Genomic DNA, 15,404 nt, shown 5'->3' on the forward strand with positions numbered 1-15,404 from the left:
TTGGGGGTTCGAATCCCTCCGCCCCTGCCAGATTTTATTGATTCAAAGCGAAGACCGGTCGCAACTAGGATTAAAGAATGAGCGCAAATAACGAGACGCAAAGCAGTTCGTTGAACAGTTTGAAATGGATAATCGCAATCGCCCTTTTAGTTGTTGCTATTGGCGGTAATCACTATTACACCGAAGAGTTGTCGGTTTTATACCGTGCAATTGCTGTGGTTATTTTAGTGGCCTTAGCAGGTTTCTTTGCCAGCACGACGACTAAGGGAAGAACATTCCTGACGTTTGCTAAAGAGAGCCGTACCGAAGTACGAAAGGTCGTTTGGCCTTCGCGTCAGGAAGCTACTCAGACAACACTGATTGTTGTTATTGCGACTGTCATTGTGGCACTTATTCTTTGGGGCCTTGATGGCATCCTGGTGCGCCTCGTTGGCTTCCTAACCGGACTGGAGTTTTAACTATGAGCGAACAGAAACGTTGGTACGTCGTACAAGCTTTTTCCGGTTATGAGGCACGAGTTGCGGAATCTCTGAAAGAACACATCAAAATGCATGGCATGGAAGATAAGTTCGGTGAGATTCTGGTGCCAAAAGAAGAAGTGGTTGAAATGCGTGGCGGTGTCCGCCGTAAAAGTGAGCGCAAATTCTTCCCGGGTTATGTGCTGGTTGAAATGGACATGGATGAAGACGCATGGCACCTAATTAAGAGTGTGCCTCGTGTACTTGGCTTTATTGGTGGCAGTAGCGACCGTCCTACTCCTATCTCAAAGAAAGAAGCCGACGCCATTTTGGATCGCTTACAAGATTCGGCAGATAAGCCTAAGCCGAAAACGTTATTTGAACCTGGTGAAGTCGTCCGCGTTAACGACGGACCATTTGCCGACTTCAATGGTACGGTTGAGGAAGTCGATTACGAGAAGAGCCGTGTTACGGTATCGGTTTCGATCTTCGGCCGGGCAACTCCAGTTGAGCTTGAGTTTGGTCAGATAGAAAAAGCCTGATCAAAAAAGCAGCAAGACAAAGATTGATCTATGGCGCGAAGTCACTTATAATTCGCGTCCTTTTTTAACGGGAAGCCGTTGGAGTAACTTTCCTCTGAAAAGTTACGAGGCGTTAAACCCACAACAGAGGTAATTATCATGGCGAAGAAAGTATCGGCCATTATCAAATTACAGGTAGCTGCTGGTTCAGCTAACCCGTCACCGCCAGTTGGTCCTGCATTGGGTCAGCACGGTGTGAACATCATGGAATTCTGTAAAGCGTTTAACGCGCAGACCGATAGCCTGGAAAAAGGTGCTCCGGTTCCTGTCGAAATTACAGTATTCGAAGACCGTTCATTCACATTTATTACCAAAACGCCTCCTGCGTCTTTCTTATTGAAGAAAGCGGCTGGTATCAAAAGTGGTTCAGGCGAGCCGAACACCAAGAAAGTTGGTACGGTAACTCGCGCGCAGTTAGAAGAAATTGCGAAAACGAAAGAACCAGACTTGACTGCTGCCGATATGGACGCAGCTGTACGCACTATCGCCGGCTCTGCTCGCGCGATGGGCTTGAACGTGGAGGGCTAATCAATGGCTAAATTAACAAAACGCGCTCGTATGATCGCAGAGAAAGTTGAAGCCCGCGATTACGATGTGAATGAAGCAATCACTCTGTTAAAAGAGTTAGCAACGGCAAAATTCACTGAAAGTGTTGATGTTGCAGTAAACTTAGGCATCGATGCTCGTAAATCTGACCAAAACGTTCGTGGTGCTACGGTACTGCCAAACGGTACTGGCCGTGACGTTCGTGTTGCTGTATTCACTTCAGGTGATAATGCAGAAAAAGCGAAAGAAGCGGGTGCAGATATCGTCGGTATGGAAGACTTAGCGGCACAAGTTAAGAAAGGTGAAATGAACTTCGACGTAGTCGTCGCATCACCTGACGCAATGCGTGTTGTTGGTCAATTAGGTCAAATCTTAGGTCCACGTGGCCTGATGCCTAACCCGAAAACAGGTACAGTAACGCCTGACGTAGCAACAGCGGTTAAAAACGCTAAAGCGGGTCAGGTTCGTTATCGTAACGACAAAAACGGTATTGTTCACGCAACAATCGGCCGTGTCGATTTCGATAATGACAAATTGAAAGAAAACCTTGAAGCATTGTTGGCGGCTCTTAAGAAAGCGAAGCCTTCTTCAGCTAAAGGTGTTTACTTAAAACGCATCAGCCTGTCTACGACAATGGGCGCTGGTGTTAGCATTGACCAGGCAACTGTAGCAGCGGTTTAATTCGCGCCAGTTAAAAAGTCAGTGTAATGGTTTATGGGTTGGAGCTGCCGTGGCGTTGCTAAGGCGCAGCAAAACAAGGCTCCCGTCCAAGACCGTAGGTGTACCGCGAGAATCTCAGAATATCGAGTAGTGGCACTTAATTTCCTACGCAGATGGTGATATCCGACTCAGGCTCTCTGGGTAGAGAATCACCGTGACAACGCGGTGGGGTTTATCCCACCTAATTGTAACGAGGGACTTCGGTCCCAAATTGAAAACGAGGTGATATCAGTGGCAATTGGTTTAGCCGGAAAGAAAGCCATCGTTAAGGAAGTTAACGACGTTGCTTCAAATGCGCTAGCCGTCACCGTTGCTGAATATCGAGGCATCGAAGTAGCCGATATGACTGCGCTGCGCAAAAAAGCTCGCGAGCAGGGTATTTTCGTTAAAGTTGTACGAAATACGCTAGCAAAACGCGCTTTTGAGGGCACTCAGTTTGAAGACATGGGCGATGCACTTAAAGGACCTCTTGTTTATGGGTTTTCAATGGACGCTCCGGGCACATCAGCTCGTTTGTTCCAAGATTTCTCAAAAGAAAACAAGAACTTGCAAGTGACAGCTCTGTCAATCGGTAACGGCATCATGGGTCCAGAAAAATTGGACGCAGTTGCTTCACTTCCGACTCGTGACGAAGCATTGGCTAAATTGCTCGCCACCTTCAAAGAACCAGTTAGCAAATTCGTTAAAACAGTTAACGAAGTACCTAGCAAGTTCGTTAGAACGTTGGCAGCAATTAAAGACGCTAAATAATACGTTGGTTTTTTAACCATTTTTTTGTAATTATAAACCCAGGAGTTTAGAGTAATGGCTCTGACTAAAGACGACATCTTAAACGCGATCGCTGAAATGCCAGTAATGGAACTGGTTGAACTGATCGAAGCAGCTGAAGAAAAGTTCGGCGTTGACGCATCTGCAGCAGTAGCAGTAGCTGCTCCAGCAGCAGGCGGCGAAGCTGCAGCTGAAGAACAAACTGAATTTGACGTAGTACTGAAAGCAGCTGGCGCAAACAAAGTTTCCGCTATCAAAGCTGTTCGCGGCGCAACTGGCCTTGGCTTGAAAGAAGCTAAAGCTATGGTTGAGTCTGCACCAGTAGCAGTTAAAGAAGGTGTAAGCAAAGACGAAGCTGAAGAGCTGAAAAAGCAGCTTGAAGAAGCTGGTGCGGAAGTTGAAGTTAAGTAATTTCACTTTTGTACGACATATGGCCTTTTAGGCCTTGGGCTGGTGGTTAATTAACCACCAGCCTTTTTGCGCTGTATCGCTTGTATCATTTTGCCCGACGTTGGATACAGATGAGCGAAAAAATAACAACGGGATCGACAGATAAAAGATTAATCTGTTTTTAACCATCGAACCACTCGTTGGTTAGGGTCATCAATCAGCTAGCTGAGGAACCCCATGGCGTACTCCTACTCTGAAAAAAAACGTATTCGTAAGGATTTCGGTAAACGACCTCAGGTCTTAGAAGTTCCTTATTTGCTGTCTATGCAGCTTGATTCATTTAAGAAATTTATTGAAGTCGATCCAGAAGCCAATAATGGTCTGGAAGCGGCTTTTCGTTCGGTCTTTCCTATTGCCAGTTATTCTGGTAATGCGGAACTGCAGTACGTCAGTTATCACATGGGTGAGCCGGCGTTTGACGTTGAAGAATGTCAAATCCGTGGCATTACCTACTCAGCACCATTGCGTGTGAAGCTGCGTCTGGTGCTGTTTGATAAAGAAGCAGCTGCCGGTACAGTTAAAGACATCAAAGAACAAGAAGTGTACATGGGCGAAATTCCGTTAATGACAGAAAACGGAACCTTCGTTATCAATGGCACAGAGCGAGTTATCGTTTCTCAGCTCCACCGTTCACCAGGTGTGTTCTTTGATCACGACAAAGGTAAATCTCACTCGTCAGGTAAAGTCCTGTATAACGCGCGTGTTATTCCTTACCGTGGCTCTTGGTTGGATTTTGAGTTTGATCCTAAAGACAACGTTTTTGTACGTATCGACCGTCGTCGTAAATTACCGGCGTCAATTATTCTTCGTGCACTGGAATACAGCACCGAAGAAATTCTCGATATGTTCTTCGACACTACGTACTTCGAGATCCTTAAGACTAAGGTGAAGATGCAGTTAGTGCCTGAGCGTCTGCGTGGCGAAACTGCCAAGTTTGACATTAAAGGTGCTGAAGGCGAAGTGCTGGTCGAAAAAGGCCGTCGTATCACCGCACGTCACATCCGCCAGTTAGAACAGCTGGATATTAAAGAGATGGAAGTGCCGGCAGAGTACATGGTCGGAAAAGTATTAGCGAAAGACTACGCGAATAAGAAAACTGGCGAAGTGGTTGGTCACGCAAATGACGTGCTGACACTTGAGCTTATCGCCGAGCTTAGCGAAGCGGGTATTAAGAAAATTGAAACGCTGTTCGTGAATGATTTGGATCACGGTCCCTACATGAGCGAAACCTTGCGTGTAGATTCAAGTAACAATCGCTTAGAAGCTTTGGTTGAAATCTATCGCATGATGCGCCCGGGCGAGCCACCAACGCGTGAAGCTGCAGAAACTCTGTTTGATAACTTGTTCTTCAGCGAAGAACGCTACGATTTATCAACAGTCGGTCGCATGAAGTTTAATCGTCGTTTAGGTCGTGAAGACTTAAGCGGTGATAACACGTTGTCCAGAGAAGACATCGTCGAAGTCATGAAAAAGCTCATCGAAATCCGTAACGGTTTAGATGAAGTTGATGACATCGATCACCTGGGTAACCGTCGTATACGTTCAGTCGGCGAAATGGCAGAGAACCAATTCCGCGTCGGCCTGGTACGTGTAGAACGTGCGGTTAAAGAACGCTTGTCGCTGGGTGATTTAGATAACACCATGCCACAAGACCTGATTAACGCGAAGCCTATTAGTGCCGCGGTTAAAGAGTTCTTTGGTTCCAGCCAATTGTCGCAGTTCATGGACCAGAACAACCCACTGTCAGAAGTGACGCACAAACGTCGTATCTCTGCTTTAGGTCCGGGTGGTTTGACTCGTGAACGTGCAGGCTTCGAAGTTCGTGACGTACATCCGACGCACTATGGTCGTTTGTGTCCAATCGAAACACCAGAAGGACCGAACATCGGTCTGATCAACTCGTTGTCGACATTCTCGCGCACAAACGAATACGGCTTTTTAGAAACGCCTTATCGTCGCATTGAGAACGGTGTTGTAACAGACGACGTGAATTATTTGTCGGCTATCGAAGAAGGCAATTACGTTATCGCACAGGCGAACGTAGGTCTGAACGATAAAGGCGAGTTGACGGAAGATTTAGTTCCTTGTCGTCATAAAAACGAATTTACGCTGATGAGTAAAGAGCAGGTCCAGTACATGGACGTTGCACCTCAGCAAATCGTTTCTATTGCAGCAAGTATGATTCCGTTCCTTGAACACGATGATGCTAACCGAGCGCTGATGGGCTCGAACATGCAGCGTCAGGCCGTACCAACACTTCGCGCTGATAAGCCGTTAGTCGGTACAGGCATCGAACGCACTATCGCTGTTGACTCTGGTGTGACCGTTGTTGCTAAGCGTGGCGGCGTGGTCGATTACGTCGACGCCAGTCGAATCGTGGTTAAGGTTAACGAAGAAGAAATGGTCCCAGGTGAAGCGGGCATCGATATTTATAACCTGACTAAGTACACGCGTTCGAACCAGAACACTTGTATTAACCAGAAGCCTACCGTGAACCCAGGTGAACCTGTAACGCTCGGTGACGTTTTAGCTGACGGTCCGTCAACTGACTTAGGTGAATTAGCACTGGGTCAGAACATGCGCGTGGCCTTCATGCCGTGGAACGGTTATAACTTCGAGGATTCGATTCTGATTTCTGAGCGTGTCGCGCAAGAAGATCGGATGACAACCATTCATATTCAAGAACTGAATTGTGTTGCTCGTGATACCAAGTTAGGTGCTGAGGAAATTACCTCTGATATTCCAAACGTTGGTGAGTCTGCATTAGGCAAACTGGATGAGTCTGGTGTAGTTTACGTAGGTGCAGAAGTTAACGGCGGCGACATTCTGGTTGGTAAAGTAACACCTAAAGGTGAAACGCAGTTAACACCAGAAGAGAAACTCTTGCGAGCTATCTTCGGTGAGAAAGCGTCTGATGTTAAAGACAGCTCACTGCGTGTTCCAAATGGTGTTAACGGTACGGTTATTGACGTGCAAGTATTCACTCGTGACGGCGTAGAAAAAGATAAGCGTGCGGTAGCGATTGAAGAAATGCAGTTAGCTAAGGTTAAGAAAGACCTGACAGAAGAATTTAAGATTCTTGAAGAAGGTATTTACAACCGTGCTCGTAATCTGTTGTTAAGCAATGGCTTTGATGAAGCCAAGCTGGCTAGCCTGGATCGTGCAAATTGGTTAACACAGGACTTAGGTAACGAAGACGCTCAAGCTCAGTTAGAGCAAATTGCCGAACAGTATCAGCAAATTCGTGAAGACTTTGATACTAAGTTTGAAACTAAGCGCCGTAAGATCACTCAAGGTGACGACTTAGCACCGGGTGTTCTGAAAATTGTTAAGGTTTACTTAGCGGTACGTCGTAGCATTCAGCCTGGTGATAAACTGGCTGGCCGTCACGGTAACAAAGGTGTTATCTCAACCATCATTCCTGTGGAAGATATGCCACATGATGACGAAGGGAACCCGGTCGATATCGTATTGAACCCGCTGGGTGTACCTTCGCGGATGAACATCGGTCAGATCCTCGAGACACACTTAGGCATGGCAGCTCGCGGTATTGGTAGCAAGATCGAAAAAATGCTGAAACAGCAACGTGCTATCAAAGAGCTACGTGACTTCTTACAAGAAGTTTATGACTTAGGTGAAAGCCGTCAGAAAGTGGATATTGGCGAGTTTTCTGATGATGAAGTGATGCGTTTAGCCGGTAACTTGAAAGCCGGTCTACCGACTGCTACACCAGTATTTGATGGTGCAGTAGAGGAAGAGATTAAAGCACTGTTGAAGCTTGCAGACATACCTGAATCTGGTCAGATTCCGTTATTTGACGGTCGTACTGGTGATAAATTTGAGCGTGACGTAACCGTTGGTTACATGTATATGCTCAAACTGAACCACTTGGTCGACGATAAGATGCACGCACGTTCAACTGGCTCGTACAGCTTGGTTACTCAACAACCACTGGGTGGTAAAGCTCAGTTTGGTGGTCAGCGCTTCGGTGAGATGGAAGTCTGGGCATTGGAAGCATATGGTGCGGCTTATACCTTGCAAGAAATGTTGACAGTGAAGTCGGACGACGTGAACGGTCGTACGAAGATGTATAAAAACATTGTTGACAACAACTTGCAGATGGAAGCGGGAATGCCGGAGTCCTTCAACGTACTGTTGAAAGAAATCCGCTCGCTGGGCATCAATATCGAGCTAGAACAGAACTAAGACGCTGTTGCTGGAATAAATTGGGGGAGTGCTTGCGCTCCCCGTAGGTTGAACTCCGACAGGAGATAAATCGTGAAAGACTTGCTGAAGCTTTTAAAGCCGACGAATCAGGCAGAAGAGTTTGATGGTATTCGCATCGCTCTTTCGTCTCCAGATATGATCCGTAGTTGGTCATATGGTGAGGTGAAAAAACCTGAAACTATTAATTACCGTACCTTTAAACCAGAACGTGATGGTTTGTTCTGTGCTCGTATTTTTGGGCCGGTAAAAGATTACGAATGCTTGTGTGGTAAATACAAGCGCCTGAAGCACCGTGGTGTTATCTGTGAGAAGTGTGGCGTTGAAGTGACACTGACCAAGGTACGTCGTGAGCGTATGGGTCACATTGAGCTGGCCAGCCCGGTTGCACACATCTGGTTCCTTAAATCATTACCGTCGCGTATTGGTTTAATGCTGGATATGACGCTGCGTGACATCGAACGTGTACTATATTTCGAATCTTACGTGGTGACTGAAGGCGGCTTAACGTCTCTTGAGCAGGGGCAAATCCTGACTGAAGACGAATATCTAGACGCGCTTGAAGAGCACGGTGATGAGTTCGACGCAAAAATGGGTGCAGAAGCCGTTCTGGATCTGTTACGTGCTGTTGATATCGATGGTGATGTACAAAAATTGCGTGAAGAGTTACCTGAGACCAACTCAGAAACCAAGCGTAAGAAAATTAGCAAACGACTGAAGTTACTTGAAGCATTCCAGGCATCGAATAACAAGCCTGAATGGATGATTTTAAAAGTGCTTCCAATTCTGCCACCAGACTTACGTCCGTTGGTACCGCTTGACGGTGGTCGTTTCGCTACATCCGATCTTAACGACTTGTACCGCCGCGTTATTAACCGTAATAACCGTTTGAAGCGTCTGTTAGACCTTGCTGCACCAGATATTATTGTGCGCAATGAAAAACGTATGCTTCAGGAAGCAGTTGATGCGTTGTTAGATAACGGCCGTCGTGGTCGTGCTATTACCGGTTCCAACAAGCGTCCTCTGAAATCTTTGGCCGACATGATCAAAGGTAAACAGGGTCGTTTCCGTCAGAACTTGCTGGGTAAACGTGTTGACTACTCAGGCCGTTCGGTTATCACCGTTGGTCCTAAATTGCGCCTGCACCAGTGTGGTCTACCTAAGAAGATGGCTCTGGAACTGTTCAAGCCATTTATCTACGGTAAATTAGAGCGCCGTGGTTTAGCGACAACCATTAAAGCAGCGAAGAAAATGGTTGAGCGTGAAACAGCAGAAGTTTGGGATGTACTTGATGAAGTCATCAAAGAGCACCCAGTACTGCTTAACCGTGCACCAACACTTCACCGCTTGGGTATCCAGGCGTTTGAACCGGTACTGATTGAAGGTAAAGCGATTCAATTGCATCCATTGGTCTGTGCGGCTTATAACGCCGACTTTGACGGTGACCAAATGGCTGTGCACTTGCCATTGACTTTAGAAGCTCAGTTGGAAGCACGTGCGTTGATGATGTCAACCAACAACGTGCTGTCGCCGGCAAGTGGTGATCCAATTATCGTTCCTTCGCAGGACGTTGTACTTGGTCTGTATTATATGACCAAAGAAAAAATCAACGGCAAAGGCGAAGGTATGATCTTTAAAGATCCGAACGAAGCAGAGAAGGCTTATCGTACGGGTCAGGTAGAATTACATAGCCGCGTTAAGGTACGTATCACTGATACGACAGTTGACGATGACGGTAACCGTACTACCAAAACAGAATTGCGTGACACCACCTGTGGTCGTGCAATCCTGTCATTGATTATGCCAGAAGGCTTGTCTTTTGAATTGATCAATCAGGCTATGGGTAAAAAACCTATCGGCCGTATGTTGAATAAGGCTTATCGCGACCTTGGTTTGAAAGACACGGTTATTTTTGCTGACCAAATTATGTATACCGGTTTCCATTACGCAATGGTTTCAGGTAGTTCGGTCGGTATCAATGACATGGTTATCCCTGAAGCGAAGAAAGAGATTGTTTCTGCAGCAGAAGAAGAAGTGGCTGAAATTCAGGAACAGTTCGAGTCAGGTTTGGTAACCGCTGGTGAGAAATACAACAAAGTTATCGATATTTGGTCAACCGCTAACGAGAAAGTCTCGAAAGCGATGATGGATAATCTGTCGAAAGAGATTGTAAAAAATAAAGATGGCGAAGACGAAGAACAAGCGTCATTTAACTCCGTCTTTATGATGGCAGACTCCGGCGCTCGTGGTAGCCCCGCGCAGATTCGTCAGTTGGCCGGTATGCGTGGTTTGATGGCTAAGCCAGATGGCTCCATCATCGAAACCCCAATCGTTGCTAACTTCCGTGAAGGTTTGAACGTACTTCAGTACTTCATCTCCACGCACGGTGCTCGTAAAGGTTTGGCCGATACCGCACTGAAGACAGCGAACTCAGGTTATCTGACGCGTCGTCTGGTCGACGTTTCTCAAGACGTTGTGATCATGGAAGAAGACTGTGGTACATACGAAGGTCTTTACATGAAACCGCTGATTGAAGGTGGTGACGTTGTAGAGCCGTTGCGTGAACGTGTACTGGGTCGTGTTCTTTGTGAGCCGGTTATGAAGCCGGGTAGCAAGAAAGAGCTGCTTCCACGTAACACATTGCTTGATGAAAAAATGTGTGACCTGTTGGAAGAGAATTCCATTGACGAAGTGAAAGTTCGCTCGGTTATTACTTGTGATACAGATTTTGGTGTTTGTGCTCACTGTTACGGTCGTGACCTGGCTCGTGGCCATATGGTTAACCAAGGTGAAGCGGTTGGTGTTATTGCAGCACAGTCAATCGGTGAGCCGGGTACACAGTTAACCATGCGTACCTTCCACATCGGTGGTGCGGCGTCTCGTGCAACAGCAGAAAACAACATCCAGGTGAAAAATCCGGGTACCATCAAGTTACACAATGCGAAATGGGTTGTGAACAGCGATAAAGCACACGTTATTACGTCACGCTCTACAGAGTTAACTCTGACTGATGAGTATGGCCGTGAGCGCGAGCGCTATAAAGTACCTTACGGTGCAGTATTGAAGAAAGGTGAAGGCGACTCAGTCGATGGCGGCGAAACTGTTGCAAACTGGGACCCACACACGCACCCAATCATCACCGAGGTAGAAGGTCGTATCAAGTTTGTTGATTTGATTGATGGCGTCACTATGACGCGTCAAACAGATGAGCTGACAGGCCTTTCAAGCATTGTCGTACTTGAGACTGGTCAACGTACCAGTGCCGGTAAAGACATGCGTCCGATGGTGAAACTGGTTGATAGTAAAGGTAAAGACGTCAACATCGCAGGTACTGACATTCCGGCACAATACTTCTTGCCGGGTAACGCCATCATTAACCTGGAAGATAATTCTGAGGTTAGAATTGGTGATACCTTAGCGCGTATTCCGCAGGAAGGGTCTAAGACTCGCGATATTACCGGTGGTCTGCCACGTGTTGCTGACTTGTTCGAAGCGCGTAAGCCAAAAGAACCAGCAATTCTTGCAGAGAAAACCGGTACGGTTTCCTTCGGCAAAGAAACCAAAGGTAAACGCCGCTTACTGATCACACCGACAGATGGCGGCACTCAGCACGAAGAGATGATTCCGAAGTGGCGTCAGCTGAACGTGTTTGAAGGTGAACAAGTGACTAAAGGTGAAGTGATTGCCGATGGCCCTGAAGCACCGCACGATATTTTACGCTTGCGTGGTGTTAGCGCCGTTGCTAACTACATCGTTAACGAAGTGCAGGAAGTTTATCGCTTGCAAGGTGTAAAAATTAACGATAAGCACATTGAAACTATCGTTCGCCAAATGTTACGTAAAGCACTGATTTTACGTGCTGGCGATACGAACTTGCTTGAAGGCGAGATGGTTGAAATGGCAGAGGTGTTAGCGGCTAACGCGAAAGCGGAAGCGGACGGTAAAGTACCAGCAACATTTGAACGTCAGTTGTTGGGTATTACCAAGGCATCGTTGTCGACTGAATCCTTTATTTCAGCGGCTTCGTTCCAGGAAACAACGCGAGTTCTTACCGAAGCAGCCGTTGGTGGTAAGAAAGACAGCTTACGTGGACTGAAAGAAAACGTAATTGTTGGTCGTCTGATTCCTGCAGGTACAGGTTACTCATATCACAAAGAGCGCATGCAGCGTCGACTGGATGAACTGAATGTTGATATCGAGCCTAATATGACTGCAGAGCAGGCTGAGCAACAATTAGCGGATGCCTTAAATGCTGGAAATAGTTCTGCAGGTGACGATTCTGCAGAATAATTAGCGAACGTTTTTAACGTTCGTGTACAGAAGCCGGTACTGTAAAAGTGCCGGCTTCTTTTTTATAGCCTTGACAGGTGAAAATATGACCATTAGAATTTCGGCTCCCGATTTTCGGGATCTGACTTTCAGTGGTCGGAAAAAAGCGATTTTTCACGCTCTATTACACGTGGTAAAAAGCGACATCAACTAAACTAGGAGTAATGAATGGCAACAGTTAATCAGCTGGTGCGTAAAGGCCGTCAAAAGCCCGTTGTTAAAAGCAACGTTCCGGCTCTTGAAGCGTGCCCTCAAAAACGCGGTGTATGTACCCGTGTTTACACAACTACGCCAAAGAAACCGAACTCTGCAATGCGTAAAGTTTGCCGTGTTCGTTTAACTAACGGTTACGAAGTTTCTTCGTACATCGGTGGCGAAGGTCACAACTTACAAGAACACTCAGTCGTACTAATTCGTGGCGGTCGTGTAAAAGACTTGCCAGGTGTGCGTTATCACACAGTACGCGGAGCACTTGACTGCTCTGGTGTTAATGACCGTAAACAAGGTCGTTCTAAGTACGGCGCGAAGCGGCCTAAGTCTTAACGGTTCTCCGTTAGTAAGGCCAAACTGTCGTACGTTTTGGGTAAAACCCTGAATTAATCGGAGAATATTGAGATGCCAAGAAGACGCGTCATAGGTCAACGTAAAATCCTTCCAGATCCTAAGTTCGGATCTGAATTGTTGGCCAAGTTTATCAATGTCGTCATGGTTGACGGCAAAAAAGCAGTCGCTGAAAAAATTATTTACGGTGCATTGGACATCCTGGCAGACAAGTCAGGTAAAGATCATCTGGAAATCTTTGATACAGCATTAGATAACGTTCGCCCAACGGTCGAGGTTAAATCTCGTCGTGTTGGTGGTTCAACGTATCAAGTTCCGGTTGAAGTTCGTCCGGTACGTCGTAACGCACTGGCTATGCGCTGGTTAGTTGATGCAGCGCGCACCCGTGGTGAAAAATCAATGTCGCAGCGTCTGGCAGCTGAAATGCTAGATGCATCAGAGAACAAAGGGTCTGCTGTGAAGAAACGTGAAGACGTTCACCGCATGGCTGAAGCAAACAAAGCGTTTGCTCACTATCGCTGGTAATTCACAGTTAACCTAGAAGGAGTTTATTGTGGCTCGTAAAACTTCCATAGAGCGCTATCGTAACATCGGTATCTGTGCTCACGTAGACGCCGGTAAGACAACCACTACTGAACGTGTGTTGTTTTATACTGGTTTGTCTCACAAAATTGGTGAGGTGCACGATGGTGCAGCCACCATGGACTGGATGGAGCAAGAACAAGAGCGTGGTATTACTATCACGTCGGCAGCTACCACCTGTTTCTGGCAGGGTATGGACAAGCAATTCCCTGAGCATCGTGTCAACATCATCGATACTCCCGGACACGTTGACTTCACCATCGAAGTTGAACGTTCATTGCGTGTTCTTGATGGCGCTGTTGTTGTACTTTGTGCATCATCTGGTGTTCAGCCTCAAACTGAAACAGTTTGGCGTCAGGCAAACAAATATGAAGTTCCTCGCATGGTATTCGTCAACAAGATGGACCGTGCAGGTGCAGACTTCCTATCTGTTGTTCACCAAATGAAAACGCGTTTGGCAGCTCAGGCTGTTCCAATGCAGTTACCAGTCGGCGCGGAAGACAACTTCCGTGGTGTTGTGGACTTAGTTAAAATGAAGTTCATTAACTGGAGCGAAGAAGATATGGGTACTTCATTCACTTATGAAGATATCCCTGCTGACATGGTTGATGACTGTGAAAAATATCACGCTGAGTTAGTAGAAGCCGCGGCTGAAGCTAACGAAGAGTTGATGAACAAATACCTTGAAGAAGGTGAATTAACAGAAGACGAAGTCAAGCAAGGCTTGCGTATTCGTACTCTGGCTAATGACCTCTGTCTGGTTGCTTGTGGTTCGGCGTTCAAAAACAAAGGTGTTCAGGCAGTGCTTGACGCTGTTATTGAATACTTGCCGTCACCAACAGAAGTTAAGCCTATTACCGGTATTTTGGATGATGAATCTGAAGGCGTACGTAAGTCGTCTGATGAAGAGCCATTCTCAGCTCTGGCGTTTAAAATTGCGACGGACCCATTTGTTGGTACGTTAACGTTCGTTCGTGTTTACTCTGGTGTATTGAACCAGGGTGACGGTGTTGTTAACCCAGTTAAGAACAAAAAAGAACGCGTTGGCCGTATGGTACAGATGCACTCAAACAGTCGTGAAGAGATCAAAGAAGTTCGCGCTGGTGACATCGCGGCACTGATTGGTCTTAAAGACGTTACAACAGGTGACACCCTGTGTGATCCGAACAACAAAATCACACTTGAGCGTATGGAATTCCCTGAACCGGTTATTTCGGTTGCAGTAGAGCCAAAAACTAAAGCTGACCAGGAAAAAATGGGTATTGCTTTAGGTAAACTGGCAGCAGAGGATCCATCGTTCCGTGTTAAGACTGACGAAGAATCTGGCCAGACAATCATTTCTGGTATGGGTGAACTTCACCTTGATATCCTCGTTGACCGTATGAAACGTGAATTCAAGGTTGAATGTAACGTAGGTCAGCCTCAGGTTGCTTACCGTGAAGCAATTCGTGAGTCTGTCGAAGTCGAAGGTAAATTCGTACGTCAATCAGGTGGTCGCGGTCAATTCGGTCACGTGTGGGTCAAACTTGAGCCTATGACGATCGAAGAAGACGCTAACGGCGATGACATTATTTACAAATTCGTTAACGAAATTGTGGGTGGTGTTGTACCGAAAGAGTACATCCCTGCAGTAGACAAGGGTATCCAAGAACAGATGCAACAAGGCGTCTTGGCTGGCTATCCTGTATTGGGTGTTAAAGCGACGCTGTATGACGGCTCCTACCACGATGTCGACTCTTCTGAAATGGCGTTTAAAATTGCTGGTAGCATGGCCTTCAAAAAAGGTGCATTAAAAGCTAACCCAGCATTGTTAGAGCCAACGATGAAAGTTGAAGTCATCACTCCGGAAGAATCTATGGGTGATGTCGTGGGTGACTTAAACCGTCGTCGCGGTCTTATTGACGGTATGGAAGAAGCTCCGGGTGGCTTGAAAGCAGTTAATGCTCAAGTACCACTATCAGAGATGTTCGGTTATGCGACAGACTTGCGTTCTCAAACGCAGGGTCGTGCATCCTACTCTATGGAGTTCCTGAAATACTCTGAAGCACCAAACAACATTGCTGAAAAAGTAATGGCTGAGCGTAACGCTAAATAAGTAAGGTCTGGTCCGGTTCTTTCGAGGCCGGGCTTTTAACTTAAGTTTGAGGATATATCATGTCTAAAGAAAAATTTGAACGTTCGAAGC

The 15,404-nt window shown here is 46.5% G+C and carries 11 protein-coding genes; all 11 read left to right on the forward strand.

What is annotated here, in order from left to right; translation table 11 throughout:
• The first annotated feature begins 77 nt into the window (after nucleotides 1–77).
• The 11 genes from secE to fusA all read left to right on the forward strand — a co-directional run bounded on the left by secE (nucleotide 78) and on the right by fusA (nucleotide 15,314).
• Nucleotides 78–458, forward strand: a complete 381-nt coding sequence (gene secE / locus CWI78_RS12785; RefSeq protein WP_126783189.1) for a preprotein translocase subunit SecE — start codon at nucleotides 78–80, stop codon at nucleotides 456–458.
• Nucleotides 459–460: 2 nt separating this feature from the next.
• Nucleotides 461–1,000, forward strand: a complete 540-nt coding sequence (gene nusG / locus CWI78_RS12790) for a transcription termination/antitermination protein NusG (RefSeq protein WP_126783190.1) — start codon at nucleotides 461–463, stop codon at nucleotides 998–1,000.
• Between the two features lie 138 nt (nucleotides 1,001–1,138).
• Nucleotides 1,139–1,567, forward strand: a complete 429-nt coding sequence (rplK, locus tag CWI78_RS12795; RefSeq protein WP_011233603.1) for a 50S ribosomal protein L11 — start codon at nucleotides 1,139–1,141, stop codon at nucleotides 1,565–1,567.
• 3 nt (nucleotides 1,568–1,570) lie between these two features.
• On the forward strand, nucleotides 1,571–2,266 hold the full coding sequence (gene rplA, locus CWI78_RS12800; RefSeq protein WP_126783191.1) for a 50S ribosomal protein L1: 696 nt from the start codon (nucleotides 1,571–1,573) through the stop codon (nucleotides 2,264–2,266).
• A 270-nt stretch (nucleotides 2,267–2,536) separates the two neighbouring features.
• Complete coding sequence (gene rplJ / locus CWI78_RS12805) at nucleotides 2,537–3,055, forward strand: 50S ribosomal protein L10 (RefSeq protein WP_126783192.1); 519 nt, start codon at nucleotides 2,537–2,539, stop codon at nucleotides 3,053–3,055.
• A 54-nt stretch (nucleotides 3,056–3,109) separates the two neighbouring features.
• Nucleotides 3,110–3,484 carry a 50S ribosomal protein L7/L12 gene (gene rplL, locus CWI78_RS12810; protein WP_126783193.1) on the forward strand — a complete coding sequence of 125 codons (375 nt, stop codon included), beginning with the start codon at nucleotides 3,110–3,112 and terminating at the stop codon, nucleotides 3,482–3,484.
• 216 nt (nucleotides 3,485–3,700) lie between these two features.
• Nucleotides 3,701–7,729, forward strand: coding sequence for a DNA-directed RNA polymerase subunit beta (gene rpoB, locus CWI78_RS12815; protein ID WP_126783194.1), 4,029 nt, complete (start codon nucleotides 3,701–3,703; stop codon nucleotides 7,727–7,729).
• A gap of 72 nt (nucleotides 7,730–7,801) precedes the next feature.
• A complete protein-coding gene (gene rpoC / locus CWI78_RS12820; protein ID WP_126783195.1) occupies nucleotides 7,802–12,037 on the forward strand; it encodes a DNA-directed RNA polymerase subunit beta' in 4,236 nt (1,411 codons plus the stop codon).
• A 207-nt stretch (nucleotides 12,038–12,244) separates the two neighbouring features.
• A complete protein-coding gene (rpsL, locus tag CWI78_RS12825) occupies nucleotides 12,245–12,619 on the forward strand; it encodes a 30S ribosomal protein S12 (protein ID WP_006956845.1) in 375 nt (124 codons plus the stop codon).
• A gap of 72 nt (nucleotides 12,620–12,691) precedes the next feature.
• The gene (gene rpsG / locus CWI78_RS12830) at nucleotides 12,692–13,162 is read left to right on the forward strand and encodes a 30S ribosomal protein S7 (RefSeq protein WP_126783196.1); all 471 of its coding nucleotides are present in this window, start codon (nucleotides 12,692–12,694) and stop codon (nucleotides 13,160–13,162) included.
• A 28-nt stretch (nucleotides 13,163–13,190) separates the two neighbouring features.
• Nucleotides 13,191–15,314 carry an elongation factor G gene (fusA, locus tag CWI78_RS12835; protein ID WP_126783197.1) on the forward strand — a complete coding sequence of 708 codons (2,124 nt, stop codon included), beginning with the start codon at nucleotides 13,191–13,193 and terminating at the stop codon, nucleotides 15,312–15,314.
• Nucleotides 15,315–15,404 lie beyond the last annotated feature (90 nt).

This window comes from Idiomarina ramblicola (assembly GCF_003987255.1).
Taxonomy (GTDB): Bacteria; Pseudomonadota; Gammaproteobacteria; order Enterobacterales; family Alteromonadaceae; genus Idiomarina; species Idiomarina ramblicola.

Bases quoted from the DNA above. Each gene is read 5' to 3' on its own strand.
- rpsG (WP_126783196.1), top strand. From the start codon at position 12,692: ATGCCAAGAAGACGCGTCATAGGTCAACGTAAAATCCTTCCAGATCCT.
- rplL (WP_126783193.1), top strand. From the start codon at position 3,110: ATGGCTCTGACTAAAGACGACATCTTAAACGCGATCGCTGAAATGCCA.
- secE (WP_126783189.1), top strand. From the start codon at position 78: ATGAGCGCAAATAACGAGACGCAAAGCAGTTCGTTGAACAGTTTGAAA.
- rpoB (WP_126783194.1), top strand. From the start codon at position 3,701: ATGGCGTACTCCTACTCTGAAAAAAAACGTATTCGTAAGGATTTCGGT.
- rplA (WP_126783191.1), top strand. From the start codon at position 1,571: ATGGCTAAATTAACAAAACGCGCTCGTATGATCGCAGAGAAAGTTGAA.
- rplK (WP_011233603.1), top strand. From the start codon at position 1,139: ATGGCGAAGAAAGTATCGGCCATTATCAAATTACAGGTAGCTGCTGGT.
- rpsL (WP_006956845.1), top strand. From the start codon at position 12,245: ATGGCAACAGTTAATCAGCTGGTGCGTAAAGGCCGTCAAAAGCCCGTT.
- nusG (WP_126783190.1), top strand. From the start codon at position 461: ATGAGCGAACAGAAACGTTGGTACGTCGTACAAGCTTTTTCCGGTTAT.